The sequence below is a fragment of the Methyloligella solikamskensis genome (assembly GCF_042676065.1).
Taxonomy (GTDB): Bacteria; Pseudomonadota; Alphaproteobacteria; order Rhizobiales; family Methyloligellaceae; genus Methyloligella; species Methyloligella solikamskensis.
Map to the genome: position 1 here is coordinate 1,069,786 of NZ_JBHTJO010000001.1, position 26,113 is coordinate 1,095,898.

Below are 26,113 nucleotides of genomic sequence, written 5' to 3' on the forward strand. Positions count from 1 at the left end.
CGCTGCGCCTGCCTAGCACGGGGTTCGCTTGGCGCGACGAGGGTCGCTCATAGGGGAAGTGCATCTTGCGACCAAAGGGGGAACGTTTCCCAAGCGCGAGAAGTTAATGGGACAAGTGATATCGGAGACACCTAAGGACGGACGGAGCTCCCCATGCGAGTGAACAAGATCGTCGCTTCTCTTTGGATGGCCAGTGCCGCGATTTTCGGGCTGGGTGTCTTTCTGATGGCCCAATCGGCTATTGGCCCGCTGGATGTCGCCAAGGCGCTAGACACCGAGGCTGTCACGCCGCTGGAATACCAGGCAGCAATCCGCGAGACGACGGCGCAGAAACCGCAGGCCAAAGGGCCTGTGGCTGCGAAGGACGCGGCACCTGATATGAAGTCTGCAACGGCTTCGGATGTGCATGGGACGATGCCCCTGCCGGCCAAGAAAGAAGGCGGGCCCGACCAGTGGGTCAAGGTCGCCGGCACCGATGCCGTGATGCGGTCCGAGCCTGCCGCGGGCGCCCCGATGATCGTGGCCTTCCCTGTGGGCCGAAAGCTGTTCGTTCAGGACGAGAAGGACGGCTGGACAAAAGTGGAAGAGCCGAAGACGTCTACTGTCGGCTGGATCCAGGCGGATCAGCTCGCCAAGCCCGGCGAAATGCGCATGGCGCGGCTGGGCAACGAGAACCGGCCCGGCCGGACTGGCCCCGCACTGGATGAAAGCGAATCCGCTTATTCCGACGATTGGGCCATGGAAGTGGAAGAGACCAGCGTGCGCCATGAACGGCGCCGCGGTCCCCTGGGCGGCATTCTCCGCCGGGCCTTTGGCGGCCTCTAAGGGTTTCGCCCCTAGGCCGATTAGTCTCTAGCTAGCTTTACTAGACCGCCGCCGCGTCTTCGGGCGCGGCGGTAGGATTCCGGCCTCTTCCCCGCCGGACTGGCTCAAGGTTTCGCTGAAGGCGGCGATATCCTTCGCCAGGAAGTAGTTCAGCACCGTCCGAATGATGGCGATGGCGGCGAGTTTGCCGATATCGTTCCAGGTGGGGGCGATGGCCGTGCGGACGATGTCCGCGGCCAGAGCAAATTCCAGGGCGAGCAGGATCCAGGTCGCGAATTTTAGCCAGATGACCCGGCCCTGATATGCGGTCGGCTCTCGCTTGGCGATAGCGCTGGTCAGCAGGAAGATCGCCTCGACCGCACCGTAGGTGACGACGGCAACAGCGCCCGCCTCGATCGCGATAGCGATCAGTTCGGCAATTTCCTTGAAATTCTCTTCGAGCATCGGCCGGCCGGGCTTCCCGATTCGCGAGGCTCAATTCTCCTCTACGGGTGCGGGGCCGGCCAAGCCGTTTCGGCGATTCGTCTACAGCTCTCCGGTAAGGAACTGGGCGCGGCCATGGGAGAACGACCAGTCTTCGTCGCCGTTTTCCAGGATGCTGACCATGACATCGGTATCGTCAATTCCGCATTCGGCTTTCAGCTTCTCTGCGACGAGACGATAGAACGCCTCCTTCTGATCGCGCGGGCGGGGCCTCGTGGTCACATGCAGGAAGACGACCTTGTCGGTCCGCGAGAAGCCGAGGCCGGTGTCCTCGAAGCGCATATGGGTCTTCGGGTGCTCGCTCAGGATCTGATAGCGGTCGCCTTCGGGCACCTTGAAGGCCTCCAGGACCGTGGCGTGGATCGCATCCAGAAGCGTGTCGACTTCTTCTTTCGTGCGGCCTTCGATCACGTCGATTTTGATGAATGGCATGGATTTTTCCTTTTTCGGCCTTCCTTGCGGTCCTTTCGGGCGCTTTCCGGGTGTGACGTTTTGGTGATGCGGAGGAACCAGCGAGCGTGGCTAAGGGTTTGTATTCACGAAGCTATCATCTCGCGCTGGCCGTGGGGACCATTTGGTCGCCGCAGGCCATTTTCCTTTAGCGCGGTAATCAATTCCCAAGAGAGGAGGAGACCATGAGAAAGATCGCGATAGCAATGACGGCTGCGTTGGGCCTCGGCTTTGCGGCCGTACCGGCTGCCGCCGCACCTGGTGCCGCCACGGCGACGAGCATCCAGTCTTCCGTTCCGGCCGGCGTCACCCAGGTGGGTGTCCGCGGTTGCGGGCTTTTCGATCGCCGCTGCCGTCGCGGCGGTGCCGATTTCCGTCTGAGAGCGCCCGGCGTAGGCGTCTATATCGACGGCGATCGCGACCGTTATCGTCATCGGTATGACCGTCATCACCGCTACGACCGCGACCGCCGGTGGAAGCGTCGCTGGCGCTATTAGGACTAATAAGGCTCAGGCTTAAGAGCCTGCCGATGTCCATCAGAGAGGCTCGCCGGTTTCCGGCGGGCCTTTCTTTTTGCGCATGTCGGGGCGCTCGGCGGTTCAGACGGCGTCGGCCTGATCGCGCAGCTTGAATTTCTGGATCTTGCCGGTCGATGTCCGCGGCAGCTCCGTGAAGACCACGTAGCGCGGGCATTTGAAGTGGGCGAGCTTCTCGCGGCAATAGGCGATGATCTCTTCCGACGTCACCTCGGCGCCCGGCTTGGTCTCGACAAAGGCGCACGGGGTCTCGCCCCATTTCTCGTCCTGCTTCGCGACCACGGCTGCGGCGGCCACGCTCGGATGCTTGTAGAGGACGTCCTCCACCTCGATGGAGGAGATGTTCTCGCCGCCGGAGATGATCACGTCCTTGGAGCGGTCCTTCAGCTGGATATAGCCGTCCGGATGGAGCACGCCGAGGTCGCCGGAATGGAACCAGCCGCCGGCGAAGGCGGCTTCCGTCGCCTCGCGATTCTTCAGGTAGCCCTTCATCACGATATTGCCGCGGAACATGACCTCGCCGAGGGTTTCGCCGTCGGCCGGGACCGTCTCCATGGTCTCCGGGTCCTTCACGGTGAGATCTTCCAGGGCGTGATACCGCACGCCCTGACGGATGCGCATCTTGAGCCGCTCCTCGTGATCGAGCTTGTCCCACGCCTCTTTCCACTCGTTGAGGGTGGCCGGACCGTAGGTTTCGGTCAGCCCGTAGAGATGGGTGAGCTCGAAGCCCGCCTCGCCCATAGCGGCCAGCACGGCGGCGGGCGGCGGGGCCGCGGCGTGGTTGACGGAGACGCTGTGGTCGAACTCCCGCTTCTCCTCGTCGGTGGCGTTCAGCAGGACCGACATGACGATCGGTGCGCCGCTCAGATTGGTCACCTTGTGGTCGGCGATGGCGTCATACATGGGCTTGGCACGGACCGCGCGCAGGCAGACATGGGTGCCGGACACGAGTGAGATGGTCCAGGGGAAGCACCAGCCGTTACAGTGGAACATCGGCAGCGTCCAGAGATAGACCGGATGGGTCTGCATGCCCGTGGCGATGGTGTTGGAGTAGCACATGAGCGTGGCGCCGCGATGGGTGTAGACAACGCCCTTCGGGTTGCCGGTGGTGCCGCTGGTGTAGTTGAGCGAGATGGCATTCCACTCATCGCTCGGGTGCTGCCACGGATAGTCGGGATCGCCCTCCTGGAGGAAGGCCTCGTAATCCTCGTCGCCGATTGTCTCGCCTTCGATGCCGCTCTCAAGATCCTCGTAGTTCAGCACGATAGGCTTCACACTCGCTTGGGCGAGGGCTTCCTTCATAACGCCCGCGAACTCCGTATCGACGATAAGGAGCTTGGTCTCGGCGTGGTCGAGCTGGAAGGCGATGATCGCCGCGTCGAGCCGGGTGTTGATGCAGTGGATCACGGCCCCCGTCATGGGGACCGCGTAATGGGCCTCCAGCATGGACGGCGTGTTGGAGAGCATGACCGAGACCGTGTCGCCCACGCCGATGCCGCGGGCCGTCAGCGCCGAGGCGAGCTGGCGGGAGCGGGCGTAGAATGTCCGATACGGGATCCGCTGCGTGCCATGCACGATCGCGGTGTGGTCCGGATAGACCTGTGCCGCACGCTCCAGAAAGACCGTCGGCGTAAGCGGCTGATAATTGGCCGGGTTTGGCCCCAGATGGAAGTCGTAAGGACTCGTACTCATGCTATGCCCCCCTACGATGCCCTAACAGATCAAGCGACGCGGCTTGCATCAATCGGAATATGCGCCGGCGGCTCTGATTTCTTCGCCGGCGCTGTTTCGATGTCACGGAGGAGAGGCCGCAAGCGGCTTCCCGCGCCTAGCTCTTGTTCTCGTCGGTCTCCGAACCGTCCTGGCCGTCTTCGTCCGAGTCGCGGCTCTCGACGCTCTCGGTCGTCTTGAAGATGTCTTCGGCGGAGGGCTGGTCCGGCGCCTCGTTGTGGGGCGGCTCCTTGGGAGCGGCATCGTCCTCGGCTTGCTGAAGCGGGTCCTTGGAGAGGTCCTCCTTCAGGTGCTGGAGCTTGGAGAACACTGAATCCGGATCCGGCGCATCCTGATCGTCGGTGGTGTAGCCGTCGTCCACGAAGGCTTCCGCTTCATCCTCCAGCACGCGCTCGGCATCGTCGGCGGAGTAGGCCGGCGGCTGCGTCGACGCGGGCGCGGTTGTCTCTTCGCTCGGCATCAGGGTGCCGCCGGGCGGCGGCGCGGTCTCGCCGGCCGCTTTCCGCTCGCGCTCAACGCGGGCGGCGGCCTTCTTCACCTCGGCATCGAGATCGATCTGAGAGCACAGCCCCAGGGTCACCGGATCCTGGGCCTGGAGATTGGGCGAATTCCAATGGGTCCGGTCGCGGATCGCCTGAATGGTGGGCTTGGTGGTGCCCACCAGCCGCATGATCTGGGAATCCTTCAGCTCGGGATGGTTCTTGGTCAGCCAGAGGATCGCGTTCGGGCGATCCTGACGGCGGGAGACCGGTGTGTAGCGCGGGCCGCGCTTGGTCTTGACCTCGGGCACCTCAACCTTCGGCTCCAGCAGGGTGAGCCGGTGGGAGGAATCTTCCTCGGCAGCCTTGATCTCGTCGCGGCTCAACTGGCCGGCGGAGACCGGGTCCATGCCCTTGATCCCTTGCGCCACGTCGCCATCGGCGATGCCCTTCACCTCCAGGACGTGCAGGTGACAGAACTCGGCGATCTGCTCGAAGGTGAGCGCGGTGTTGTCGACCAGCCAGACGGCGGTCGCTTTGGGCATCAGCGGAATACGGGTCATGAGCGGAGCAACCTTATGGCGAAAGATACCTTATGGAATCCGGGCGGCCTCTCGCCCCCTTCCGGCGCGAGAGCCTTTTGTCATCAATGAAGGGGATAAGCCCTATATAGGGCTTGCGGGTTTTCGACGCAAACGCTTCCCGTCGGTTGCAGGCCGCTTTTTCCTTACAATTTGTAGGGCTTCGCCCTAGCCGTGCTCCACGCTCAGCACGATCTTGCCGATATGGTGGGGGTCGTCGATCCGCTTATGGGCCTCGGCCACATCTTCCAGGTCGAAGGTAGAATCCATGACCGGTCCGAGCTTGCCGTCCTCGACCAGGGGCCAGACGGCGGTTTCGATGGCGCGGGCCATCTCCGCCTTTGCCTGATCGGACTGGGCGCGCAGGGTGGAGCCGGTGAGGGTCAGGCGGCGCATCATCAGCCGCACGAGATCGACCTCGACCTTGGAGCCCTGCAGAAATGCGATCTGCACGATGCGGCCTTCGGTGGCCGCGGCGTGGATGTCCTTCTCGATATAATCGCCGCCCACCATGTCGAGGATCACGTCGGCGCCATGGCGGTCGGTGATCTCCTTCACGACCTTCACGAAATCCTCTTCCTTGTAGTTGATGGCCTTGACCGCGCCGAGCTCCTCGCAGGCGTGGCATTTCTCGTCGGTGCCGGCGGTGACGATGACCTTGGCGCCCTTCAGGGTGGCCATCTGGATGGCGGTGGTGCCGATGCCGCTGGAGCCGCCATGGACCAGCAGCCAGTCGCCTTCCTTCAGCTGCCCACGTTCGAAGACGTTGTGCCAGACCGTGAAGACGGTTTCAGGCAGGGCGGCGGCTTCCGTGAAGGAGAGATTCTCCGGCTTCTTCAGGGTGGTGGCTTCCGGCGCCACGGCGTATTGGGCGTAACCGCCGCCATTCACCAGCGCGCAGACCTCGTCGCCTTCCTTGAAGCGATTGGCGCCTTCGCCGCATTTCACGACCTTGCCGGCGACCTCCAGGCCAAGCAGATCCGAGGCGTCCTTCGGGGCGGGGTAGAGCCCCATCCGCTGCAGCACGTCGGGGCGGTTCACGCCCGCCGCATGGACCTCGATCAGAACCTCTCCCTTGCCCGGCTCGGGGAGGGGGCGCTCGGCGACTTTCAGGACCTCGGGGCCGCCTTTGTCTTCGGTTTCGATCACGGTCATGGTCGATGGCAGCATCAAGTGTCTCCGATTAGAATTGGGGCAGTCGCATTTCGCGCCGAGTGTAACGATCTGGCGGGCAGATGATAGGAGGTGGAGATGGATTGGAGCGAGCTGGAGCCGAAAAAGCCCGAGATTCATAGCCTGGGCGCCGATCTTTCCAAGCTCTCCGTCGACGAGCTGGAAGAGCTGGCGCAATCCCTGCGGGACGAGATCGAGCGGGTGGAAGCGACCATGGCGGCGAAGAAAGCCTCCAAGGATGCCGCGGAATCCGCCTTCAAGAGCTGAAGGCCGGAGCTTTTCCGGGCCTCAGGTCTTGGCCGCGTCAAGAATTTGTTTAGGTGAATCCAACGTTATCATTAACGAACTCTTAGGAACTTACCCTTAATGTTCCCCTTATCCAGTCCTCTGGATCGGAGTGGCCCCAACCACTCTGTTTGACGCCTCCCTGTTAACTTCCTGAGCCGCCCTCCGGGCGGCTCTTTTTTTGGCTTTATTCCAGGGGTTTCAGCCTTCCGGGCGGCGGAGCGCTACATCATACAGACCGTTGCGCTCATAGGCCCACCAGGCGAAGGGCCAGTCGTTCTCGACGGCGAACTCGCTCACCGCCCGATGGACGCCATAGCGGCCATGTTCCAGGTCGGTATGGGCGAAGTCGTTGAAGACGAGATAGCCGCCGGGCTTCACCTTGGCGCCCGCGGCCCGCGCATCGGCCAGGCAGCCGGCGTAGGAATGGTCGGCGTCGATATAGATCCAGTCGAAATGGCCGTCCGGGAAGCTTCCGATCACATCGGTGGAGCGGCCGACGTGCACCGTGACCTTCGGATTTTCGGCCACCTCTTTCATCAGATGCGAGGTGTCAAGATCGACGAGATGAAGCTCGGCTGGCGCGTTCCGTTTCAGGATGCGCTTGGCGAAGGTGCCCCTATCGGTGCCGATCTCGGCGATCCGTCCGCCTTGGGGCAGCTTGGTCAGGAGGTCGTTCCGGGAGGCGCAGACCCGGCAGTCCTCGAGCAGATGCGCAGGAAGCCGCGGGGAGGCTTCGCCGCGCGCGATGGCGTTCCGGCCGACGCGCACGATTTGACGAACGCTCCGGGGCATCCGCTTGCGGACGCGCAGCTGCAATGACTTCAGCATAGCGTGGATTTCAACATGGCAGGGTTTTCAACATGGTAGGCATTCCGCTCTTCCAGGAGCGGCAGAAGCTAGCATAGAAGGGGGCGGAGTCCTTAGAAGGAAGGCTGTGGAGAGGCCACATTAGAGCCGTTAACCTATTGTCGCATGAGGTGGTCGACTGGCCAGCGACTTGGCATAGTGTGCGCGCCGGCCAGGGACGTCAGGGGGAAGCCGATGGCGGAACGTTCGAGTAGCGGTGAAGGCGACGTAACAGTCTCCTTCGGCGCTAAATTCGCACAATCTGAGCAGTTCAAGGCGGTTTTCCGTGAGGGAATGGCGCTCGTCGAGGAGGCGGCCGCCTATCTCGACGGAGAAGGACGCCTGGAAGCTCGCGGGCTGAAGCCGCCGCTGTCGCTGGCCTATGCGACGGAGAGCATGCGGCTCACGACGCGGCTCATGCAGCTCGCCTCCTGGCTTCTGATTCGGCGCGCGGTGACGGAAGGCGAGCTTTCGGCCGAGCAGGCGCTGGAAGAGCAGCGCAAGATCAAGCTACCGGTGAAGAGCGGCGATCACCCCACGAAGGATTTCGAAGCCCTGCCGGAGCGGTTGAGGTTCCTGGTCTCAGAAAGCCTGAAGCTGCAGGACCGTGTGCTCCGGCTCGATCAGATGCTCAATCTCGACGGTGATCCGCCGGCTTCCGAAGCCGAGCATCCGCTGCACCGCCAGATGTCCCAGCTGCGTGCTGCTTTCGACACCAGCGAATAGACTGCCAACCAATAGAGTCCCTGCGCGAGCCGGCCGCTCTGGCGCCCTGCACAATCCTCGCGCGCGCGGACGCACCTCCTCCTGCGGACAGTGTACGCAGCGGCTTTTTTCAATCTAATTCAATAAGATACCTGAAGAGAGTTCAGTTTGCCGGGGGGCGAAGTTGGGGAATTTTGGGAATGGGGCTGCCGTAGGCGGTCTCTTTGCGCGTTTGCAGGCAGCGATGGACGGATGAGGGAGAGATGATTTGGGCCTGACCGTTGGCGCCTTCCTGTTGCTCGCTGCGGGGATCTTTTCCTTGCGATGGGCGTGGCTGCAGAAGCGGGGCGAGGGGAGGCTCTTCGTGCTCGCCGGCTGGCTCGCGATCGTCGCGAGTTTTTTCCTGTTCGCCCATGTCTTCGGAGGCGAGCGGGGAATCGCGTTCGCGCTGATCGTATTCTCCCTTGCTGGGCTGATTGCCGTCGGGGCGACGGTCCAGCTCCGCAAACGGCGGGGCGAGCCGCGCGACCGGGCTATGGAGCCGGAGGAGCGGCGGACCAATTGGCTGCGCGCCATCGGCAAGAGTCTGCTGGCGGTCGTGCTGGCGGGGGCCGCCGCGATCGGGGTGGGCGTCGCCTTCGCCGTCGCCATGCCCATGCCTCCATCCGACAGGATGGTGATCGGCGGACTGATGGTTCCCGTCCTGTGGGGCGCCGGCATGGCTTGGACATTGGCCGACGCCAAGCTCCTGCGCGCCACCGCGATCCTCCTGGTCATCTGCGCGGTCGGCTACGGCATCGCGTTTCTTCCAAGCTTCGTCTCATGAGCAAGACCCTGAAACAGACCGCGCCTCGGAAAAAGAACTGGCTCTCGCCGGAATTCGTCCGCGCCATGCTCGCCGGCCATTCGGCACTTGGGCTCGCCTTCGCCGCGCTGATCTACATCGTCTGCCTCTCGGGGACGATTGCCGTGTTCGTGATGGAGTTCCAGCGCTGGGAGCAGCCGGAGGCGCCCCTGGTGTGGGAGGCGCCAAGCGCCGGAGTGCTCCAAAGGGCGGCGACGTCCGCTTTCGATTCGGCCAAGCAAGAGGCGGAGCATCCCGATCTCTCCATTGCCTGGGACGGGAGCCGGACGCCGCATTTCACCGTCAGAGTCCGCGATCACGACTCCGGCTTAGAGCGTGAGTGGCTGGCCGATGGGAGCGGCGCTCTCGTGGAGGAGATCGATGCACCGTGGTCGGAATTCCTCGCCCATCTGCATATCAATCTGCATATCCCGCAAAGCTACGGCTTGTTTATCGTCGGGCTGACCGGCGTGGCGCTGCTGTCGTCGCTGATCTCCGGGGTTCTCTCCCATCCGCGGATCTTCCGGGATGCCTTCGCATTCCGTTTTGGCGGATCGCTCCGGCTGCAGGATGCGGATCTGCATAATCGGCTTGGCGTGTGGGGGCTGCCGTTTCACATCGCAGTTTCGCTTACCGGCGCGCTGTTGGGATTGTCGGTGTTGATCATCGGCGTGCTGGCAATGGCGGCTTACGAGGGAGACTCGGAGAAGGCGTTTGCCGAAATCCTCGGACCACGAGCCGGGGAGAATATGGAGGCTGCCCCGCTGCCCGATCTTACCGCTCTCATGCAGCGGGTCCGGGACGACCATCCGGAAGCCGCCTTCAGAAGTGTTCATGTCGAGCATGCCGGGACGGCCGGGCAGATGACCCATCTATCGATGGGGGTGCCTGGGCACCTCTCCGTGGCGACCCCGTATTACTTCGACGGATCGGGCACGCTGATCGGCGATGGCGGGCTGGAGACGGGCTCTATCGGCCAGCAGATCCTGGGCGCGTTGCAGTCAGTCCATTTCGGCTGGTTCGCCGGCATGCCGGTAAAGATCGCCTACGGGCTGCTCGGGCTGGCGCTCACCATCGTCACCCATACAGGCGTGACCATCTGGTTGCACCGGAAGCGGGAGAAGGGCAATCCGGCGCCGTTCTGGGAGCGGGTCTGGTCGGCGGTGGCCTGGAGCCAGCCCTTGGCGCTTGCCATTGCGGCCCTGGTGGCGCTTTCGGGTGCGACCGGCTTCATCCTGGCGAGTTATCTCGCCGCCACGGTTGCTTCGCTGGGTATCGGCATCCTGTCCGAGGACGGGCGGACCGGCGGAAGGCTATTGCGGCTCCTGGGCGGTCTTACGCTCCTCGCCGTGGCGGTGATGCATATGGCGAAGTTCGGCGTGGGAGGCGGCGCCGATCCCATGGGGGCGATTGTGGATGCATTCCTCTTAGGAAGCGGGCTAGTTTTGTCCCTCAGCGGCGTAAGGCCTCTGGCGCGGCGGCGGGTTCTAGCTGCCGGGAATAACGCTCCTGCCAGGCGGGCGATGGGAGACCGATGATGAGATTGCCGATTGCCGCGCTTCTGCTGCTTGCCTCGACGATTCCGGCGTCTGCCGAGACCTGCCGCGAGACCTTCGTTCGGCTATTGACCGACAAAACTGAGAAGGGACCGGTTAAGATCCACGTCACCCAGGAGATCAAGGGCGGGCCGACCACCAAGAACTACAACTATCAGGCCGAGCCGGGTCACTGGATGACCGAGATGATCGAGCCGGCGAGCATGATGTGGAGCCTGGTCTACGACAACGCCATGTACACCTCGACGGACAAGGGGAAGACCTGGACCAAGGTCCGCACCATGGAGAGCAGTGAGAACGAGGCTTCCACGGAGAACACTATGGCAGAGGCCGCAAAGACGGTCGCCAACGAGTCTTGCGGGGAGGCGGAGATCGACGGGGTGATGCACAAGACGGTCGAGGCGGATTACGACATCCCGGCCTATCAGACCAAGCATCACCAGAAATACTGGGTGAATCCGGAGACGGGTTGGATCTCCAAGGCGGTGACCGAGACGAGCCAGACGGGCTTCGAGAGCGTCGCGACCCAGATCATCGAGCCCGCGCCCGATCTGGAGCTGCCGACGCCGGAATAGGCGTAATCGACCGCACAAAAAGAAAATGCCCGGCGCGAAGGCCGGGCAAGATCAATCGAGACGCCCATGCGTCTCAGGCTACTAAGCCGTGCTGCCGGCCCGCGGCCGGCAAGAACTCTACTTGATGAAGCCTTCGTATTTCTGCTTGAAGCGCGAAACACGGCCGCCGCGGTCCATCAGGTGATGGCTGCCGCCGGTCCAGGCCGGATGCGTCTTCGGGTCGATGTCGAGCTTCATGGTCTCGCCTTCGGCGCCGAAGGTCGAATAGGTGGTGAACTCGGTGCCGTCGGTCATCACGACATTGATGGCGTGATACTCGGGATGAATGTCTTTCTTCATGGCCGGATGCCTTAACGTTCGGGCGCGGATCGCGCAGTAATCTCTTAAGTTGGCGTCGCTATACCGGAAGTGGCGGGCGCGCACAAGGCTCAGCGCCGCCGTTTCGGCCTTCAAGCGCATGAGCGCGGCATTGCGTCTTGTCTGAAGCCTTGCCTCGAAGCACAACCGTGACGCATTCTCCGCCCAAATTCAGGTCAGACCGTTAGGTGCAGGTCAGTACGCCAAGTGACTGAGACAGCCAAGGACCAGGATGCCGGCCAGGCGGCAGCGAATATCGCCGCGCTTTCGGGTGAGGCGGAGGCGGGGAAGCCTTCCCGGTCCTTGCGGCCGCTGCTTGCGCTGAAGCGCTACGTCCTCCGCTATAAGGGGATCCTGTTCGCTGCCGGATTGGCGCTGCTGCTTTCTGCGGTCGCCACGCTGGTGCTGCCGCTGGCCGTGCGCCGGATGATCGATATCGGCTTTTCCGGAGCCGATCCCATCCTGATCGACGAATATTTCATCACGCTGGTCGGCGTGGGCCTGGTGCTCGCCGTCTCCAGTGCTGCACGCTTCTATTATGTGAACTGGCTGGGCGAGCGGGTGGTCACCGATATCCGCGCCGACGTGTTCAGCCATCTGCTTCGGCTCAGCCCGCAATTCTACGAGCTCACCCATTCCGGCGAGGTGCTTTCCCGGCTGACCGGCGACACTACCCAGGTGAAGTCGGCCATGAGCACGTCTGTCAGCCTTGCCTTACGCAATATCGTCATGCTGCTGGGCGCCCTGGTGATGATGTTCGTGACCAGTTTGAAGCTCTCAATGCTGGTGCTGGTCGCAATTCCCATCATCGTGCTGCCGCTCGTGGCCTTCGGGCGCTCGGTGCGGGCGCTCTCCCGTGAGGCGCAAGACCGGTTGGGGCAGGCGTCGGCTTACGCCAATGAGAGCCTGGGCCAGGTGCGTGTGCTGCAGGCCTTCGTGCATGAAGACGCTGCGCGTGGCCGCTTCGATGCGGATGTGGAGAGCGCCTTCGATGCGGCGCTGGCGCGCAATCGGTCGCGGGCGGTGCTGACGGCGGTCGCCATCTTCCTGGTCTTCGCCAGCGTTGTGGCGATTCTCTGGTATGGCGCCCAGGATGTGATGTCCGGGCAGATGTCCGGCGGGCAGCTCGGCCAGTTCGTTCTCTATGCGGTGCTGGCGGCCGCCTCTCTCGGTCAGCTCAGCGAGGTTTGGGGCGAGGTGAGTCAGGCGTCGGGTGCTGCGGAGCGTTTGGGCGAGCTTCTGGAAGTGGAGCCGGTAATCGTGTCGCCGGCGGATCCCATTCCGCTGCCTACCCCGCCCAAGGGCGAAATCGCCTTCGACGATGTGAGCTTCGCCTATCCGTTACGGCGTGAAGCGCCGGCGCTGCACGACATCGCCTTCGCCATCAAGCCTGGCGAGCGGGTGGCGATCGTCGGCCCGTCGGGCGCCGGCAAGACGACGATCTTCTCGCTGCTGCTTCGCTTCTACGATGTGGATCGTGGCGCGGTCCGGGTGGATGGCGTGAACGTGGCCCAGGCCGATTTGACCGAGCTGCGCTCCCGCTTCGCCTTGGTGCCCCAGGAGCCGGCGCTGTTCAGCGACTCCGTGGCGGAAAACATCGCCTACGGGCTGAAGGACGTGCCGCAAGCTGAGATCGAGGCGGTGGCCAAGGCGGCTTTCGCCCACGATTTCATCGAAGCACTTCCGGAAGGCTACGCCACGACGTTGGGCGAGGGGGGCTTACGTCTGTCCGCCGGCCAGCGCCAGCGCATCGCCATCGCCCGGGCGCTTCTCCGCAAGGCGCCGATCCTGCTCCTGGACGAGGCGACGAGCGCGCTCGACTCCGAGAGCGAGATTTTGGTGCAGCGGGCCTTCGACAAGGTGATGGAAGGGCGGACCACGCTGGTCATCGCCCACCGGCTTTCCACGGTCGTCCAGGCGGACCGCATTCTCGTTATCGAGGACGGTCGGCTTGTGGAGCAGGGGACGCACCAGTCCCTGATCTCGGCGGGCGGTACCTATGCCCGGCTGGCCGAGCTGCAATTCGCGACGGATGCCGCGGAGTAGCGGCTACTTCTCGGTCAGCTTCAGCTCGATGCGGCGGTTCTTGCGGAAGGCGTCCGGCGTAGTGGCCGGATCGAGCGGTGCGTATTCACCAAAGCCCGCGGCGACCAGCCTGTTGGGCGGGACACCCTCGCGGATCAGATATTTCACCACCGAGATGGCGCGCTCAGACGAGAGCTCCCAGTTGGATTCGAAATCCGCAGTGGTGATCGGGTTGATATCCGTATGGCCGTCGACCCGCAGTACCCACGGAATATCGTCGGGGATCTCGGTCTCCAGCTGCTTCAGGGCGCCGGCAAGCTTGTCGAGCTGGGGCTCGGCGTTGGGCTTCAGCTCCGCGGAGCCGGAATCGAACAGCACCTCGGACTGGAAGACGAAGCGGTCGCCGACGACCCGGATATCTTCCCGGTCGCCGAGAATCTCGCGCAGGCGGCCGAAGAAGTCCGACCGGTAGCGGGCCAGCTCCTGGACTTTCCGGGCAAGCGCGATGTTCAGCCGCTTGCCGAGATCGGCGATCTTAACCTGGCTCTTGCGGTCCTTTTCTTCCGCCGCATCCAGTGCTTCCTGGAGGGCGGCGAGCTGGCGTCGCAGCGCGGCGAGCTGCTGGTTCAGCACCTCCACCTTGGCGAGCGCATCGTTGGTGATGCCTTTCTGCTCGGCCAGTTCCCGGCTGAGCCGCGAGGCGCGGGTCTCGGCCGTATCTGTCTCGGTGCCTTGCTCTTCCAGAAGCGCGGAGAGGCGGGCGTTCTCCGCCTGCTGATCGGAAAGTGTCGCCTGAAGCGCGGCGAGGCTGTCTTCCAGGGATTGCTTCTTGGAGCGCTCCAGCGCCAGCAGCTCGGTAAGTTGTGCGAGCTGGGTGTTGAGCTGGCTCAGCAGCGTGTCCTTGCCGCTCGACTGGGTGGTGACGAAGTAGTTCGTCAGCATGAAGAGGGACAGCAGGAAGATGACCACCAGCAACAGGGTGGACAGCATGTCCACGAAGCCGGGCCAGTAATCGCTGCCCATGGCGCGATGGCGGGCGCGAACGGAAGCCATGGCTATTTCTTCTCCGCAGGTGCGCGGGGCGGCTTAGGCTGGTTGCTGATCTCCTTCAGGGTCTCCGCCAGCTCATATTGCTGCTGGGCCTGCTCGTCGGCCCATTCGCGCACGATCTTCTGCTCGGCGCGCATCTGCTTGATCATCTTGTCGACCGCCTGGGTGAGATCCTTCACGGCCTCGGTCGAGTCGCTGTCCTTGCTCCCCAAGTCGACCTTCTCGCTGAGATCGGAGAGGGAGCGCTGCATGTCGAGCAGGGCGAAGCGAAGCTGGGGCGGCACGCCCGCGGCACTTTCGGAATCGGCGGTCTGGATTTCGGTGATGCCGGACAGCCAGTCTTCAAGCTCGTTGTAGAAGCGGCTCTGGGCATGGCCCGCCTGAAGATCGAGGAAGCCCAGGATGAGGGAGCCGGCGAGACCGAAGAGCGAGGAGGAGAAGGCCGTGCCCATGCCGCCGAGCGGCGCGACGAGGCCTTCTTTGAGCTGATCGAACAGCATGGTGTTCTCGCCGGCGCCGGTATCCAGGCTGCCGACGGTGGTGCCGATGGAGCTGATGGTCTGGAGCAGGCCCCAGAAGGTGCCGAGCAGACCGAGAAAGACCAGCAACCCTACTAGATAGCGTGTGGTCTCGCGGGCCTCGTCCAGGCGCGAGGCAACGGAATCGAGCAGGGACCGCATGGCGCCGGTGGCGAGCGAAAGCTGGCCGGTGCGGTCGCGCAGCATGGTCGCCATGGGCGCCAGCAGGGTCGGCTGGGTTTCCTGAGCGGCGATGCCGGGATCGGCGACGCGGAAGGAATTCACCCAGCGGATCTCGGGGTAGAGGCGCAGGACCTGGCGGAAAGCGTAGACGGTGCCGATCAGGAGCACGCCGACGATGAGACCGTTCAGCCCGGGATTGGCCATGAAGCTTTCCCGGACCTGGTTGGTCTGGCCGTCGATGATGACGATGATCAGGGCGGCGAGGATGAGAAACAAGGTCATCCGCCATAGGAAGACTTGCGGCCGCGTCAGCGTCGCGTGATAGGTCGTCTCTGCCGGTTCCTTGGCCATGTCTTCCCTTCGGTCCTTCTTCCCGTCAGCCCCTCTTCAACGCATTACACTGAAATCGTCACACCAACCCGGTCCCTTCTTGCGCTGCCGTGGCTTTGTCCCCGCGAGTCTCGCGCGGCCGGACGACACGCATGCAACGCAAATCGAACCGGGGCAGACATTAACGGAAAGCGCGGAGACGCAAAACCGCAGGATTAAAAGGGCCAACGCCTTGTTGAGGATATCGTTCGGCAGGGCACGCCGGGCGCCATGGCCGAGCCCGGGCCGGCGGCTCTTAAGAAGCGTCCGGGGCTGCGAGGACCGGCACCTTCTTCAGAAGGCGCTTCAGATCATTGTGGATGCTCTCGTTGCCGGCAAGGAAGCTGCGGCTCTCCAGTGTCACCGGCTTGCCCTCGGGATCGGTGATGAAACCGCCCGCCTCGCGCAGTACCACGATGCCGGCCGCCACATCCCAGATATGGAGGTTGCGCTCCCAGTAGCCGTCGAAGCGGCCCGCGGCAGTCCAGGCGAGGTCCAGGGCGGCGGAGCCTGAGCGGCGGACGCCGGATACGGCGCCCATGATGACGTCGAGCTCGGCCACGAACTGCTTCTGACCCGGGCGCCCCAGATGAGGGATGCCGGTGGCGATCAGGCTGTCGGCGAGATTGGAGCGCGCCGCGACCCGGATGCGCCGGTCGTTCAGGAACGCGCCCTTGCCCTTCTCGGCGGTGTAGGTCTCGTTCAGCACCGGCATGTAGATCAGCCCGGCGACGAATTCGCCCTCCCGCTCCAGCCCGATAGAGATTGAGAAGAGCGGGTTGCCGTGCAGGAAGTTGGTGGTGCCGTCCAGAGGATCGACGATCCAGGTGTGGCTCTTGTCGGCCCCTTCGACGCGGCCGCGCTCCTCCATGATAAAGCCGTAGCCGGGGCGGGCGCGGGACAGCTCGTTGAAGATGATCTCCTCCGCCTTGTGGTCCGCGGCGGTGACGAAATTGCCGGGGCCCTTCACGGAGATCTGCAGATGCTCCACCTCGCCGAAATCGCGCGCCAGGCTGCGACCGGCCTTGCGGGCGGCGCCGAGCATCACATTCATCAAAGCAGAGGCGGGCATGGGCGCTTTCGCAGGTTCGAAGGATTCAGGTCTTAAAGCGAGGCGGCGGCGCTAGTCGGCGCGCTTCACGTAGGTCAGCTCGTTGGTGTCCACGACGATCTTCTCGCCGACGCTGATAAAGGGCGGCACCATCACGCGGACGCCGTTCTCCATCACCGCAGGCTTGTAGGACGATGCGGCTGTCTGGCCCTTCACCACGGCATCGGCTTCGGCGACCTCCAAGGTCACCTGATCGGGGAGCGAGACGCCGAGCGGCTTGCCTTCGTAGCTCTCCACCATGACCTGCATGCCGTCCTGCAGGAAGGCGGCGCGGTCGCCGATGAAGTCGCGCGGGATCTCCAGCTGCTCGTAGGTCTCCATATCCATGAAGACCAGCATCTCGCCTTCGGAATAGAGGAACTGATAGTCGTTCTGCTCCAGGCGCACGCGCTCGACCGTCTCGGAAGCGCGGAAGCGCTCGTTCAGCTTTGTGCCCTCGGTGACGTGCTTCAGCTCGACCTGGGCGTAGGCCGGCCCCTTGCCGGGCTTCACGTGGCTGGTCTTCACGGCGACCCAAAGCCCGCCCTTATGCTCCAGCACGTTGCCGGGGCGAATCTCGTTGCCATTGATCTTCATGCTGAGGCCTTCAGTTGAGAGGGATTGGCCGCCTTTTAGCCGCGCGGAGGGCGGCCCTGTCAAGCAAAGCCCTCGTCCGACGTCCGATAGAGGTGAGGCTGCCGGGCTATTCGGCTTTGCCAGCCTGGGTCTGAGCGGGCCGGATCAGCTCGGGATCGTCCAGATCGCCCTGGGCGATGGGCGGTTGGGGCGACTCCAGCTTCTCGCCTTCGAAATTGCCGTCGATCCAGTCATAGGCGGCCTGCTGGGCTTCCGCCTTTTCCTTCTTGGTGAGCTTGGAAAGCAGCAGCTCGAGATCGAAATCGCTGACCCCGGCCTCGCGGGCGAGGATGTGCCATTTGCTGGCCTCGACGAGATCCTTCTCCACGATCACGCCATGGGCGTAGAGCTTGGCGAGGCGGTTCTGGGCGACCGGGTTGCCTTGCTCGGCGGAAAGCTCGATCAGCTTCGCGCCGCGCTCCTGGTCCTTCTCCACGCCGTTGCCGCGGAAGAGCATGATGCCGTACTCGACCTGGGCATCGGCATAGCCGGCTTTGGCGGCCTTGCCGATCCATTCGGCGGCCTTCTGCTTGTCGATCGGAACGCCGCGGCCGAACTGATAGAGCGCGCCGAGATCGTATTGGGCGGGCGCGCTGCCCTGCTTGGCGGCCTTCATCATCCAGGCCACTGCCTTGGGTTCGTCCTGGCGGCGCCCGTTGCCGGAAAGATAGAGCAGGGCGAGATTGTACTGTGCTTCGCGGTGGCCGGTGCGGGCGGCCTTTTCGAAAAGATCGGCGGCGAGGCGGTAGTTCTTCTTGGCGCCTTGGCCTTCGGCGACCAGATTGCCGAGGGCGAATTGGGCGTTCGGATCGCCCAGATCGGCGGCCTTGGCGTAGGCTTCGGCGGCCTTCTTATAGTCCTGGGGGACGCCGGCGCCACGGGCATAGATCTGCCCGATCAGGGTGTAGGCCTCCTTAGACTCTTTCTCCTCCGCCTCCTTCTGGGCCAGCTCAAGGGCGGTGACGTAGCGGCCCTTTGCGTAGGCGATATAGGCATCGCTCTCCTTGGCGATGGCCGGCACGGCGAGGCTGAAAGCCAGAACGAGGGCAGTCGAATAGAGAAAAAAAGTTCTCACGAAGCTTTCTCCAGGGCTGCGGCGATCTCGGCGAGAGTCGCGGCGCCGTCGTCGGTCTCGAAACACTTTTTCGTGATCCCCAGAAAATCCGCGCCGGATTTCAAGGCCTGCGCGGCATCTGCGGCACTTCCCACGTTCCAAGCCACTGATGGAATTTCGAAGGTCTCGGACCACCATTCGATGAGGTCGGGGACGGGATCATCCGACTGCGTCATACTTTGCATCTGGGTCGTAAATGCGACATAGTCAGTACCCAGTTCGGCTAACACCATGGCGTCATGACGGCTCGCACAGTGCGTTCCAATAATGGCATTTTTACCAAGAGCTTGCCGCGCTCGCTTATAGGCTTGCGGGTCGGCTCCGATATGGATGCCATCGGCTTCGATCTCAGCGGCCCGTTCGGGCGAGATCTCGGCGAGAAATGCGACGTCGTTGAGGTGACAAAGCCGGCGCACGGAATTCGCCCACTCGGCGTCAAAGGGGATATCCTCCCCACCGGTCAGAAGCACGGACGCGACGGGATAGCGCTCAAGCGCTCCGGCAAGCGCCGCTTCGGTACCGGCGGAGCCGGCCGGTGGGAGTTGAAGATAGATCCGGCGATGCATGACCGACGTATCGCTGGAGGCCATGTTTTTGGGAGCCCTTTTTCTGGGAGTCTCGTTTGGAAGCCTGGGTCGGTGCAGGTTGCGCGTTTACACCCGATAAGAGGGATTGAGGGTGTCAAACCACGCGCTTCCGGCAGATGTCAATCGGCCGCGGGTTTGAGCATGTCATAGTTGGCATCCACGTGGTGCCGAATTGGCTATGGTGGGAACTAAGACGGAGGGAAACGACTAGGTTTTTGACCACTGGTTCAGGGAGCGGAGGCGGAACCACGGTCGTCCTGTAGGGCGACGCCAAAGCGGGGAGTTCTTGTGGTGGCTAGTTTTGGATCGAATATCAGCGACGCGACGAAGCGGCTCGACGACGCCGTAGACGCTCTGGAGAACCTTCTTGGACCTCATCTCAGCGACATAGAGGCGGGCGAGTCCGTCAATACGCTGAAGGAACACATCAAAACGCTGACAGAGGAGCGGGATCAGCTCGCACAGGAGCTGGAAGAGGCCCGAGCCCGGGCTCGGCGACTTGAGTCGGCAAATGACGAGGTGTCGGGCCGGCTCGAATCTCTCATGACTTCTCTGAAGCAGGATTTGGCGGCCTCGCCGAGCTAACCCAGCTCTGCGACCGTTGGAACTGGAAGTCATGGGACAGGTAAGCGTCACACTAAACGGCCGCACCTACCGGCTGGAGTGCAATAACGGCGAGGAGGCTCATCTTATCGAGCTTTCCGAGCACCTCGCCTCGCATGTGGAAAGCCTGAAGCGGAAGTTCGGTCAGATCGGCGACGACCGGCTGATTCTGATGGCGGCCCTCATGGTGACGGACGAATTCTGGGATATGCGGCGCGTGGCCAACGAGCTGAAGGCCGAGCTCGCCGATATGCTTCAGGGGGCTGATCCCGATGAGGTCGCCTCGCGGGAGGCGGAGAAGGAGCTCGCCAGCGCCATCGGCTCGGCGGCGGATCGGCTGGAAGCGCTTCGCCGGCGCATCGGCAGCCGCCAGAACGGCGGCTAGGAGCCGAGCTGCCCATCCAAAATTGTTCCCAAAAAATGCCTGCAGATGATCGCTATTCCGGCCTAGTAGAGGCCTGAACAAGCGACTATATTCCGCAATGGCAGGCTGCGCGGTTCGTTAGGAGCCAATTTCCTCGGGCCCTATAAGATTCTCAAGGGAGCTGACCCTGCCGGAGATCGTGGTCTCTGGCACTCGGCGCCCACCTACTTTTGTAGGGACGCCGGGAATCGACGCTCCGACGGCCGACGCGGCCTCGCTCTTATTTCTTTTCCGGCGCCGGATCATCCGGCGCTATTTGATTCTCAGAACCGATTCCCCTTAAAGCAGAAGGGCGCTTCGCCGGACCTTGCCCGAATCCCGGGTGCAGGCGAGCGCTCACCTTGCCCCCGCGTCTCGAAGGCTCATCCATGCGGATTCTGTTCTTAGGCGATCTCGTTGGCCGGACCGGGCGTATGGCTGCCATCGAGGCCCTGCCGGGATTGCGCAAGCGCTACCAGGCCGACTTCGTCATCGTGAACGGGGAAAACGCGGCCGGTGGGTTCGGCATCACCGAGCAGATTCTGGAAGAGCTACTGGATGCGGGTGCCGACGTGGTGACCACGGGCAATCACGTCTGGGATCAGCGGGAGGCGCTCGTCTTCATCGAGCGCTACGACCAGCTCCTGCGGCCGCTCAACTTCCCGCCCGGCACGCCGGGGAAGGGGAGCGGGCTCTTCAAGGCGAAGGGTGGCCAGGAGGTGCTGGTCATCAACGCCATGGGCCGGGTCTTCATGAACGATATCGATTGCCCGTTCCGTGCCGTCGATGCGGAGCTCGAGGCTTGCGGCCTCGCGCGCGGGGCCGATGCGATCTTTCTCGACTTTCATGCCGAGGCGACGTCGGAGAAGGAGGCCATGGGCCATTTCATCGACGGGCGGGCGAGCTGCATGGTGGGCACCCACACCCATGTGCCGACGGCGGACCATCAGATCCTCGACGGCGGCACGGCCTATATCAGCGATGCCGGGATGTGCGGCGATTACAATTCCGTGCTGGGCATGGAGAAGGCAGAGCCGATTTCCCGCTTCATCAGCCGGATCCCGTCGAACCGGTTCGGCCCGGCGAAGGGCGATTCGACCATCTGCGGCGTGGCGCTTGAGACGGACGACGCGACGGGGCTTGCCCGCCGCTTCGCGCCGGTGCGGCTCGGCGGGCGGCTTGCCCAGGCCGAGCCTGACTTCTGGCTGTCGGACTAAAGAGCGGCTTTTAAGCGCTCTTCTTCAGCGACGCCTCATTGTCCTTCAGAACGGATTTGCTCGCGGCGACCACGCTCTTCAGCAGGGTGATGGCATCGTCGAGCTGGTTCATGGCCGCTTCCGTGTCGACCTTCTCGTCGAACAGGGCGAGACGGGCGCGGGCGACGTGATCGGCCGCATCGTTGCAAAGGCCGGAAAGGGCGAGGATGGGCCGCTTGGGCTTCGCCTGGGACTGGACTGCACTGGTTTCGGCTTGGCGAGGCATGGCCGCTCCTTATATCGACGCGTAGGAAACCTATGGGACACCTTGCGGCGCCCTGAAAATCGGATTCTCGAAGCGTTAGGGTTAAGGCGGGTTTAACGCGCAGAGGGCGATCTGCGCCGCGGCGCTGGATTTTGCGCGTTCGCGCGCCTATAAAGCCGACGATTCCAATATTCTAGAAGATATAAGGTGAGCACGAGTGGCGGGCCATTCGAAGTTCAAGAACATTCAGTATCGCAAAGGCGCGCAGGATAAGAAGCGCTCCAAGCTGTTCTCCAAGCTGTCGCGCGAGATCACCGCGGCCGCCAAGATGGGGCTGCCGGATCCGGAGGCCAATGCGCGGCTGCGCAGCGCCGTTCAGGCGGCGCGTGCCCAGAACATGCCCAAGGACAATATCGAGCGCGCCATCAAGAAGAGCCAGGAGGCGGGCGGCGAGTCCTACGAAGAGGTCCGCTATGAGGGCTTCGGGGTGGCCGGCGTCGGCGTGATCGTCGAGGCGCTGACCGACAACCGCAACCGTACGGCGGCGGATGTGCGCTCCACCTTCACCAAGCATGGTGGAAATCTCGGGGAGACGGGTTCCGTCGCGTTCATGTTCGACCGCATGGGTGCCATCGAATATCCGCCGGAGGCCGCAACCTCCGAGGAGTTGCTGGAAGCGGCCATCATGGCCGGGGCCGACGATGTGGAATCCAACGAGGATGGCCACACGGTCTATTGCGCGGGCGATGCCTTGCACGATGTGGCCAAGGCGCTTGAGGAAAATCTCGGGGAGGCGCGCAGCGCGGCTCTCGTCTGGCGCCCTCAGAACACCATCGAGCTGGACGACAGCGTCGGCGAGACGCTTCTCAAGATGCTCGATGCGTTGGAAGACTCCGACGACGTCCAGCAGGTCTACGCCAATTTCGAGGTCTCCGACGATCTCTGGGAGCGGCTGAGCGCGTAGGTGTCCGCCATCGCCTTGTTAGGGGTTTTGGCTCGCGATTCGCGTTACTCTGATGCGCGATTCGCGAGGGAGACCTGAATGGCGGCGATCCGCATCATCGGTATCGATCCGGGCTTGAGATGCACCGGCTGGGGCTTGATCGAAAGCGACGGGCCGCGGCTGGCCTATGTCGCATCAGGTTCGGTCGTCTCCGACGCCAGCGAGGCGCTCTCCGTGCGCTTAAGGCAGATCTTCGAGAGCTTGAGCGAAGTGCTGAACCGGTTGTCTCCCGATGAGGCCGCTGTGGAAGAGACCTTCGTCAACCGGGACGCGCGCGCGACCCTGAAGCTCGGCCAGGCGCGGGGCGTCGTCATGCTCGTCCCCTCTCTCCTGGGGCTTGAGGTGGCGGAATACGCGCCGAACGCTGTCAAGAAGAGCGTGGTCGGCACGGGCCATGCGGGCAAGGACCAGATTCACGCCATGGTCGGTCATCTCCTGCCGCGCTCCGCGCCCGATACGGAGCACGCGGCTGACGCGCTCGCCATTGCTATCACCCATGCTCATTGCCGGACCTCCGTGACGGCGCGCGTGCTGCGCGGCGAGCTTGCGAGGGCCGCGCGATGATCGGGAAGCTCACGGGCAAGCTCGATGCGATCGGGCCGGACACGCTGATCCTGGATGTCGGCGGGGTCGGCTATGAGGTCACCTGCTCGTCGCGGACCCTGTCGCAGCTGCCGGGGATCGGGGAGGTGGTGAGCCTCGCCATCGACACCCATGTGCGCGAGGACGCGATCCGGCTCTACGGCTTCAGCACGGAGCACGAACGGTCCTGGTTCCGGGCGCTCCAATCGGTGCAAGGGGTCGGCGCGCGGGTCGCCATCGCGGTGCTGGGCACGCTTTCGCCGTCGGATCTTTCCAATGCGGTGGCGCTCCAAGACAAGGCGACCGTAGCGCGGTCGCCGGGGGTTGGGCCGAAGGTCGCCCAGCGCATCGTCTCGGAGCTGAAAGACAAGATGCCGGCTCTGTCGCCTGCCTTCGGGCCGGCAGGCAGTGGCGGCGGGGGCGAGCAACCCATCAAAATTCCGGAAGGCATGGCGGCGCAGGAGGCGGTTTCGGCGCTCACCAATCTCGGCTATGCCCACGGCCAGGCGGCGGCAGCGGTTGCGTCGGCGGCCAAAGCGATTGACGGTACGCCGAAAACCGAAGAGCTGATCCGGCTCGGATTGAAGGAGCTTGCGCAATGAGCGACCGGATGCTGGCAGGCGCCAAGCGGCCGGAAGACGAGGTGGAGCCGTCGCTTCGCCCGCAATCGCTTGGCGAGTTCATCGGTCAGTCCAAGGCCTGCGCGAACCTCAAGGTGTTCATCGAGGCGGCGCAGACCCGCGGCGAGGCGCTGGACCACGTGCTGTTCGCAGGCCCGCCCGGCCTGGGCAAGACGACGCTCGCTCAGATCGTCGCCAAGGAGTTGGGCGTCAATTTCCGCGCGACCTCCGGTCCGGTCATCGCCAAGGCAGGCGATCTCGCAGCTCTCCTGACCAATCTGGAAGACGGCGACGTCCTCTTTATCGATGAGATCCATCGGCTGAGCCCGGCGGTCGAGGAGGTGCTCTATCCGGCGATGGAGGATTTCCAGCTCGATCTGATCATCGGGGAGGGGCCTGCGGCGCGCTCGGTGCGCATCGACCTGGCCAAGTTCACCCTGGTCGCGGCGACAACCCGGACGGGGCTTCTCACGACACCGTTGCGGGACCGGTTCGGCATTCCGGTGCGGCTGGAATTCTACACCGCCCAGGAGCTGGAAGAGATCGTGCGCCGCGGCGCGCGGCTGCTCGGACTGCCGCTGACGGAAGAGGGCGCCCAAGAGATCGCCAAGCGGGCGCGGGGCACGCCGCGCGTCGCGGGGCGTCTGCTCCGCCGGGTGCGCGACTTCGCCAATGTGGCGGGGGCCGAGCAGGTGGACGCCACGCTCGCCGACAAGGCGTTGCTCCAATTGGAGGTGGATTCTCGTGGGCTCGATGCGCTCGACCACCGCTATCTCAACTGCATGGCGCTGAACTATCAGGGCGGGCCGGTGGGCATCGAGACGTTGTCCGCGGCCCTGTCTGAACCGCGCGATGCGCTGGAAGAGATCGTCGAGCCGTATCTACTGCAGCAGGGCTTCATCAGCCGCACGCCGCGGGGCCGGCTTTTGACCGCGCAAGCCTTTGCTCATCTGGGCCTCGCCGTGCCGGAGCGCTCTGCAGGTCAGTTTGCGTTGTTCGATCAGGGTGGCAATCAGTGAGCTCGAATTGGCCGGATCTTGCCGGGCGGATCGAGGGCGATCGCCACGTGCTGCCCGTCCGGGTCTATTTCGAGGACACGGATTTCGCCGGCATCGTCTATCACGCGAACTACCTGAAATTCATCGAGCGGGGACGGTCGGACTTCATCCGGCTGCTCGGCATCCATCACCAAGCGCTCAAGAACCCGGAGGACGGCGAAGAAGCCGTGTTCGTGGTGCGGCGGATCGAGATGGATTATCTGCGGCCCGCCAAGCTCGACGATGTGCTGGAGGTGGAGACGGTCTGTTCGGAGATCGGCGGGGCCAGCCTGACCCTCACCCAGGAGGTGAAGCGTGGCGACACGGTCATTGTCCGGGCCAAGGTCGTGGTGGTGCTGATCTCGGCGGCCGGAAAGCCTCAGCGGATCGGCAAGATGATTCGCGAGGCGCTGGCGGATTACACGCAAGGGGATCGGGGCGCCTGAACCGAGCCGAACGGCGTTTAGAGCAGTTTGGGCAAGTTCCGTAAGAGAAAAGCGGTGCAAGCCCTTCGAAACCCACGAGACCACTTCCAACGCTGCTTAAGTTGCGTCACATTCGGGGCTCATGTTCGCGCATGGGTCCGTTTGGGCTTAGTCTTTGAGTCTTCCTTCCAGTTCGGTGTTGCTTAACCCGCGTCAACGCGTCGCGGACCCAAAAGGCCGGCTCGTGTGTCAGCAGAGCAGGTACGGGGCACGCATTTCATGAGGCCAAGATGAATCCGCCGGAAGTCGCCGTCGATCTGTCGGTCTTCTCACTGTTCGCCAACGCGCACATCATCGTGCAGTTGGTGATGATCGGGCTGTTGCTCTCTTCGGTCTGGAGCTGGGCGATCATCATCGAGAAGTTCTTCCTCTATGCACGGTTCCGAAAGGAGACGGACCGGTTCGAGCAGGTGTTCTGGTCGGGCCAGTCTCTGGAGGAGCTGTATCAGGCGCTCTCCCAGCGCCGGAACGTCTCCATGGCGGCGATGTTCGTGGCCGCCATGCGGGAATGGAAGCGCAGCCTGGAGCAGACCTCCAAGCCCACCCACGGGGTGCAGCTTCGCATCGAGAAGGTGATGGATGTCACCATCAACCGGGAGGCCGACCGGCTGGAGCGGCGGCTGAATTTCCTGGCAACGGTGGGCTCGACTGCGCCATTCGTGGGGCTTTTCGGCACGGTCTGGGGCATCATGACGAGCTTCCAAGCCATCGCGAACAGCAAGAACACTAACCTCGCCGTGGTGGCGCCGGGCATCGCGGAGGCGTTGTTCGCGACCGCGCTGGGCCTCTTGGCGGCCATCCCGGCGGTGATCTTCTTCAACAAGTTCAACAACGACGTGGCACGGCTGACGGCGCGCATGGAAGGTTTTGCCGACGAGTTCGCCGCAATCCTGTCGCGCCAGATCGACAAGAGCTGAC

Annotated in this window: 30 protein-coding genes, 1 other RNA gene and 1 pseudogene; 18 read left to right on the top strand and 14 right to left on the bottom strand. The window is 63.5% G+C overall.

All coding sequences use genetic code 11. From position 1 onward, the window contains the following. Positions 1–153: 153 nt before the first annotated feature. Positions 154–825, top strand: coding sequence for an SH3 domain-containing protein (locus ACFQ2F_RS05140; RefSeq protein ID WP_379086686.1), 672 nt, complete (start codon positions 154–156; stop codon positions 823–825). Between the two features lie 27 nt (positions 826–852). Here ACFQ2F_RS05140 and ACFQ2F_RS05145 read toward each other — a convergent pair whose 3' ends face one another. Continuing rightward, the gene (locus ACFQ2F_RS05145) at positions 853–1,269 is read right to left on the bottom strand and encodes a DUF1622 domain-containing protein (RefSeq protein ID WP_379086689.1); all 417 of its coding nucleotides are present in this window, start codon (positions 1,267–1,269) and stop codon (positions 853–855) included. 81 nt (positions 1,270–1,350) lie between these two features. Further along, positions 1,351–1,740 (bottom strand): tautomerase family protein, encoded by a 390-nt coding sequence (locus tag ACFQ2F_RS05150; protein ID WP_379086692.1) that lies wholly within the window; start codon positions 1,738–1,740, stop codon positions 1,351–1,353. Between the two features lie 224 nt (positions 1,741–1,964). On the opposite strand from ACFQ2F_RS05150, the gene ACFQ2F_RS05155 reads away from it, so the two are divergent. After that, positions 1,965–2,255, top strand: coding sequence for a hypothetical protein (locus ACFQ2F_RS05155; RefSeq protein ID WP_379086695.1), 291 nt, complete (start codon positions 1,965–1,967; stop codon positions 2,253–2,255). A 102-nt stretch (positions 2,256–2,357) separates the two neighbouring features. Here ACFQ2F_RS05155 and ACFQ2F_RS05160 read toward each other — a convergent pair whose 3' ends face one another. The 3 genes and pseudogenes from ACFQ2F_RS05160 to ACFQ2F_RS05170 all read right to left on the bottom strand — a co-directional run bounded on the left by ACFQ2F_RS05160 (position 2,358) and on the right by ACFQ2F_RS05170 (position 6,255). Further along, complete coding sequence (locus ACFQ2F_RS05160) at positions 2,358–3,986, bottom strand: acyl-CoA synthetase (protein ID WP_379086698.1); 1,629 nt, start codon at positions 3,984–3,986, stop codon at positions 2,358–2,360. 468 nt (positions 3,987–4,454) lie between these two features. Continuing rightward, positions 4,455–5,067, bottom strand: a pseudogene (locus tag ACFQ2F_RS05165) (DUF1013 domain-containing protein); the annotation flags it as partial. 186 nt (positions 5,068–5,253) lie between these two features. After that, positions 5,254–6,255 carry an NAD(P)H-quinone oxidoreductase gene (locus ACFQ2F_RS05170; protein WP_379086701.1) on the bottom strand — a complete coding sequence of 334 codons (1,002 nt, stop codon included), beginning with the start codon at positions 6,253–6,255 and terminating at the stop codon, positions 5,254–5,256. An 81-nt stretch (positions 6,256–6,336) separates the two neighbouring features. On the opposite strand from ACFQ2F_RS05170, the gene ACFQ2F_RS05175 reads away from it, so the two are divergent. Continuing rightward, complete coding sequence (locus tag ACFQ2F_RS05175; protein WP_379086704.1) at positions 6,337–6,525, top strand: DUF1192 domain-containing protein; 189 nt, start codon at positions 6,337–6,339, stop codon at positions 6,523–6,525. 219 nt (positions 6,526–6,744) lie between these two features. On the opposite strand, the gene ACFQ2F_RS05180 is transcribed toward ACFQ2F_RS05175, so the two are convergent. Beyond that, positions 6,745–7,374: a class I SAM-dependent methyltransferase gene (locus tag ACFQ2F_RS05180; RefSeq protein ID WP_379086707.1), complete on the bottom strand. Its 630-nt coding sequence runs from the start codon at positions 7,372–7,374 to the stop codon at positions 6,745–6,747. A gap of 213 nt (positions 7,375–7,587) precedes the next feature. On the opposite strand from ACFQ2F_RS05180, the gene rcdA reads away from it, so the two are divergent. From rcdA to ACFQ2F_RS05200, 4 genes are all read left to right on the top strand, one after another. Beyond that, positions 7,588–8,118: a protease adaptor protein RcdA gene (gene rcdA / locus ACFQ2F_RS05185; RefSeq protein WP_379086710.1), complete on the top strand. Its 531-nt coding sequence runs from the start codon at positions 7,588–7,590 to the stop codon at positions 8,116–8,118. Positions 8,119–8,365: 247 nt separating this feature from the next. After that, positions 8,366–8,923, top strand: a complete 558-nt coding sequence (locus ACFQ2F_RS05190; RefSeq protein ID WP_379086713.1) for a hypothetical protein — start codon at positions 8,366–8,368, stop codon at positions 8,921–8,923. Then, positions 8,920–10,479, top strand: coding sequence for a PepSY-associated TM helix domain-containing protein (locus tag ACFQ2F_RS05195; RefSeq protein WP_379086716.1), 1,560 nt, complete (start codon positions 8,920–8,922; stop codon positions 10,477–10,479). The genes ACFQ2F_RS05190 and ACFQ2F_RS05195 overlap by 4 nt, the downstream gene beginning before the upstream one ends. Beyond that, on the top strand, positions 10,479–11,072 hold the full coding sequence (locus tag ACFQ2F_RS05200) for a hypothetical protein (RefSeq protein ID WP_379086719.1): 594 nt from the start codon (positions 10,479–10,481) through the stop codon (positions 11,070–11,072). The genes ACFQ2F_RS05195 and ACFQ2F_RS05200 overlap by 1 nt, the downstream gene beginning before the upstream one ends. A 117-nt stretch (positions 11,073–11,189) precedes the next feature. Here ACFQ2F_RS05200 and rpmE read toward each other — a convergent pair whose 3' ends face one another. Next, entirely contained in the window at positions 11,190–11,411 is a 222-nt protein-coding gene (gene rpmE / locus ACFQ2F_RS05205) for a 50S ribosomal protein L31 (RefSeq protein WP_379086722.1), read from the bottom strand. A 225-nt stretch (positions 11,412–11,636) separates the two neighbouring features. On the opposite strand from rpmE, the gene ACFQ2F_RS05210 reads away from it, so the two are divergent. Further along, positions 11,637–13,475 (top strand): ABC transporter transmembrane domain-containing protein, encoded by a 1,839-nt coding sequence (locus ACFQ2F_RS05210; RefSeq protein WP_379086725.1) that lies wholly within the window; start codon positions 11,637–11,639, stop codon positions 13,473–13,475. 3 nt (positions 13,476–13,478) lie between these two features. On the opposite strand, the gene ACFQ2F_RS05215 is transcribed toward ACFQ2F_RS05210, so the two are convergent. From ACFQ2F_RS05215 to ACFQ2F_RS05240, 6 genes are all read right to left on the bottom strand, one after another. Then, positions 13,479–14,507, bottom strand: coding sequence for a peptidoglycan -binding protein (locus ACFQ2F_RS05215; protein WP_379086727.1), 1,029 nt, complete (start codon positions 14,505–14,507; stop codon positions 13,479–13,481). 2 nt (positions 14,508–14,509) lie between these two features. Continuing rightward, positions 14,510–15,556: a MotA/TolQ/ExbB proton channel family protein gene (locus ACFQ2F_RS05220; protein ID WP_379086730.1), complete on the bottom strand. Its 1,047-nt coding sequence runs from the start codon at positions 15,554–15,556 to the stop codon at positions 14,510–14,512. Between the two features lie 274 nt (positions 15,557–15,830). Further along, positions 15,831–16,646 carry an inositol monophosphatase family protein gene (locus ACFQ2F_RS05225; protein WP_379086733.1) on the bottom strand — a complete coding sequence of 272 codons (816 nt, stop codon included), beginning with the start codon at positions 16,644–16,646 and terminating at the stop codon, positions 15,831–15,833. A gap of 51 nt (positions 16,647–16,697) precedes the next feature. Next, positions 16,698–17,261 (bottom strand): elongation factor P, encoded by a 564-nt coding sequence (efp, locus tag ACFQ2F_RS05230; protein ID WP_379086736.1) that lies wholly within the window; start codon positions 17,259–17,261, stop codon positions 16,698–16,700. A 106-nt stretch (positions 17,262–17,367) separates the two neighbouring features. Beyond that, positions 17,368–18,375, bottom strand: coding sequence for a tetratricopeptide repeat protein (locus ACFQ2F_RS05235; protein ID WP_379086739.1), 1,008 nt, complete (start codon positions 18,373–18,375; stop codon positions 17,368–17,370). Next, positions 18,372–19,004, bottom strand: a complete 633-nt coding sequence (locus ACFQ2F_RS05240) for a thiamine phosphate synthase (protein WP_379086742.1) — start codon at positions 19,002–19,004, stop codon at positions 18,372–18,374. The genes ACFQ2F_RS05235 and ACFQ2F_RS05240 overlap by 4 nt, the downstream gene beginning before the upstream one ends. Positions 19,005–19,292: 288 nt before the next feature. On the opposite strand from ACFQ2F_RS05240, the gene ACFQ2F_RS05245 reads away from it, so the two are divergent. The 4 genes from ACFQ2F_RS05245 (at position 19,293) to ACFQ2F_RS05260 (ending at position 21,224) form a co-directional block, all read left to right on the top strand. Next, positions 19,293–19,586, top strand: coding sequence for a DUF4164 family protein (locus ACFQ2F_RS05245; protein ID WP_379086744.1), 294 nt, complete (start codon positions 19,293–19,295; stop codon positions 19,584–19,586). Positions 19,587–19,617: 31 nt separating this feature from the next. Then, positions 19,618–19,989: a cell division protein ZapA gene (locus ACFQ2F_RS05250; RefSeq protein WP_379086747.1), complete on the top strand. Its 372-nt coding sequence runs from the start codon at positions 19,618–19,620 to the stop codon at positions 19,987–19,989. Positions 19,990–20,088: 99 nt separating this feature from the next. Beyond that, positions 20,089–20,247, top strand: a non-coding RNA gene (gene ssrS, locus ACFQ2F_RS05255) — 6S RNA. Between the two features lie 149 nt (positions 20,248–20,396). Then, positions 20,397–21,224 (top strand): TIGR00282 family metallophosphoesterase, encoded by an 828-nt coding sequence (locus ACFQ2F_RS05260; RefSeq protein WP_379086750.1) that lies wholly within the window; start codon positions 20,397–20,399, stop codon positions 21,222–21,224. A 10-nt stretch (positions 21,225–21,234) separates the two neighbouring features. On the opposite strand, the gene ACFQ2F_RS05265 is transcribed toward ACFQ2F_RS05260, so the two are convergent. Further along, positions 21,235–21,489 carry a hypothetical protein gene (locus tag ACFQ2F_RS05265; protein WP_379086753.1) on the bottom strand — a complete coding sequence of 85 codons (255 nt, stop codon included), beginning with the start codon at positions 21,487–21,489 and terminating at the stop codon, positions 21,235–21,237. Between the two features lie 196 nt (positions 21,490–21,685). On the opposite strand from ACFQ2F_RS05265, the gene ACFQ2F_RS05270 reads away from it, so the two are divergent. From ACFQ2F_RS05270 to tolQ, 6 genes are all read left to right on the top strand, one after another. Then, positions 21,686–22,432 (top strand): YebC/PmpR family DNA-binding transcriptional regulator, encoded by a 747-nt coding sequence (locus ACFQ2F_RS05270; RefSeq protein ID WP_379086756.1) that lies wholly within the window; start codon positions 21,686–21,688, stop codon positions 22,430–22,432. Between the two features lie 78 nt (positions 22,433–22,510). After that, positions 22,511–23,035: a crossover junction endodeoxyribonuclease RuvC gene (gene ruvC / locus ACFQ2F_RS05275; protein WP_379086759.1), complete on the top strand. Its 525-nt coding sequence runs from the start codon at positions 22,511–22,513 to the stop codon at positions 23,033–23,035. Next, the gene (ruvA, locus tag ACFQ2F_RS05280) at positions 23,032–23,655 is read left to right on the top strand and encodes a Holliday junction branch migration protein RuvA (RefSeq protein ID WP_379086761.1); all 624 of its coding nucleotides are present in this window, start codon (positions 23,032–23,034) and stop codon (positions 23,653–23,655) included. The genes ruvC and ruvA overlap by 4 nt, the downstream gene beginning before the upstream one ends. Next, entirely contained in the window at positions 23,652–24,692 is a 1,041-nt protein-coding gene (gene ruvB / locus ACFQ2F_RS05285; protein ID WP_379086764.1) for a Holliday junction branch migration DNA helicase RuvB, read from the top strand. The genes ruvA and ruvB overlap by 4 nt, the downstream gene beginning before the upstream one ends. Beyond that, entirely contained in the window at positions 24,689–25,156 is a 468-nt protein-coding gene (gene ybgC / locus ACFQ2F_RS05290) for a tol-pal system-associated acyl-CoA thioesterase (protein WP_379086767.1), read from the top strand. The genes ruvB and ybgC overlap by 4 nt, the downstream gene beginning before the upstream one ends. A 269-nt stretch (positions 25,157–25,425) precedes the next feature. Continuing rightward, the gene (gene tolQ / locus ACFQ2F_RS05295; RefSeq protein ID WP_379086769.1) at positions 25,426–26,112 is read left to right on the top strand and encodes a protein TolQ; all 687 of its coding nucleotides are present in this window, start codon (positions 25,426–25,428) and stop codon (positions 26,110–26,112) included. The last annotated feature ends 1 nt before the right edge of the window (position 26,113 follow it).

Bases quoted from the DNA above. Each gene is read 5' to 3' on its own strand.
- efp (WP_379086736.1), bottom strand. From the start codon at position 17,261: ATGAAGATCAATGGCAACGAGATTCGCCCCGGCAACGTGCTGGAGCAT.
- ruvA (WP_379086761.1), top strand. From the start codon at position 23,032: ATGATCGGGAAGCTCACGGGCAAGCTCGATGCGATCGGGCCGGACACG.
- ACFQ2F_RS05160 (WP_379086698.1), bottom strand. From the start codon at position 3,986: ATGAGTACGAGTCCTTACGACTTCCATCTGGGGCCAAACCCGGCCAAT.
- ACFQ2F_RS05250 (WP_379086747.1), top strand. From the start codon at position 19,618: ATGGGACAGGTAAGCGTCACACTAAACGGCCGCACCTACCGGCTGGAG.
- ACFQ2F_RS05195 (WP_379086716.1), top strand. From the start codon at position 8,920: ATGAGCAAGACCCTGAAACAGACCGCGCCTCGGAAAAAGAACTGGCTC.
- ACFQ2F_RS05200 (WP_379086719.1), top strand. From the start codon at position 10,479: ATGAGATTGCCGATTGCCGCGCTTCTGCTGCTTGCCTCGACGATTCCG.
- tolQ (WP_379086769.1), top strand. From the start codon at position 25,426: ATGAATCCGCCGGAAGTCGCCGTCGATCTGTCGGTCTTCTCACTGTTC.
- ACFQ2F_RS05170 (WP_379086701.1), bottom strand. From the start codon at position 6,255: ATGCTGCCATCGACCATGACCGTGATCGAAACCGAAGACAAAGGCGGC.
- ACFQ2F_RS05215 (WP_379086727.1), bottom strand. From the start codon at position 14,507: ATGGCTTCCGTTCGCGCCCGCCATCGCGCCATGGGCAGCGATTACTGG.
- ACFQ2F_RS05265 (WP_379086753.1), bottom strand. From the start codon at position 21,489: ATGCCTCGCCAAGCCGAAACCAGTGCAGTCCAGTCCCAGGCGAAGCCC.
- ACFQ2F_RS05145 (WP_379086689.1), bottom strand. From the start codon at position 1,269: ATGCTCGAAGAGAATTTCAAGGAAATTGCCGAACTGATCGCTATCGCG.
- ACFQ2F_RS05225 (WP_379086733.1), bottom strand. From the start codon at position 16,646: ATGCCCGCCTCTGCTTTGATGAATGTGATGCTCGGCGCCGCCCGCAAG.
- ACFQ2F_RS05260 (WP_379086750.1), top strand. From the start codon at position 20,397: ATGCGGATTCTGTTCTTAGGCGATCTCGTTGGCCGGACCGGGCGTATG.
- ACFQ2F_RS05175 (WP_379086704.1), top strand. From the start codon at position 6,337: ATGGATTGGAGCGAGCTGGAGCCGAAAAAGCCCGAGATTCATAGCCTG.
- ruvC (WP_379086759.1), top strand. From the start codon at position 22,511: ATGGCGGCGATCCGCATCATCGGTATCGATCCGGGCTTGAGATGCACC.
- ACFQ2F_RS05140 (WP_379086686.1), top strand. From the start codon at position 154: ATGCGAGTGAACAAGATCGTCGCTTCTCTTTGGATGGCCAGTGCCGCG.
- ACFQ2F_RS05150 (WP_379086692.1), bottom strand. From the start codon at position 1,740: ATGCCATTCATCAAAATCGACGTGATCGAAGGCCGCACGAAAGAAGAA.
- rpmE (WP_379086722.1), bottom strand. From the start codon at position 11,411: ATGAAGAAAGACATTCATCCCGAGTATCACGCCATCAATGTCGTGATG.
- ACFQ2F_RS05220 (WP_379086730.1), bottom strand. From the start codon at position 15,556: ATGGCCAAGGAACCGGCAGAGACGACCTATCACGCGACGCTGACGCGG.
- rcdA (WP_379086710.1), top strand. From the start codon at position 7,588: ATGGCGGAACGTTCGAGTAGCGGTGAAGGCGACGTAACAGTCTCCTTC.
- ruvB (WP_379086764.1), top strand. From the start codon at position 23,652: ATGAGCGACCGGATGCTGGCAGGCGCCAAGCGGCCGGAAGACGAGGTG.
- ACFQ2F_RS05240 (WP_379086742.1), bottom strand. From the start codon at position 19,004: ATGGCCTCCAGCGATACGTCGGTCATGCATCGCCGGATCTATCTTCAA.
- ACFQ2F_RS05180 (WP_379086707.1), bottom strand. From the start codon at position 7,374: ATGCTGAAGTCATTGCAGCTGCGCGTCCGCAAGCGGATGCCCCGGAGC.
- ACFQ2F_RS05155 (WP_379086695.1), top strand. From the start codon at position 1,965: ATGACGGCTGCGTTGGGCCTCGGCTTTGCGGCCGTACCGGCTGCCGCC.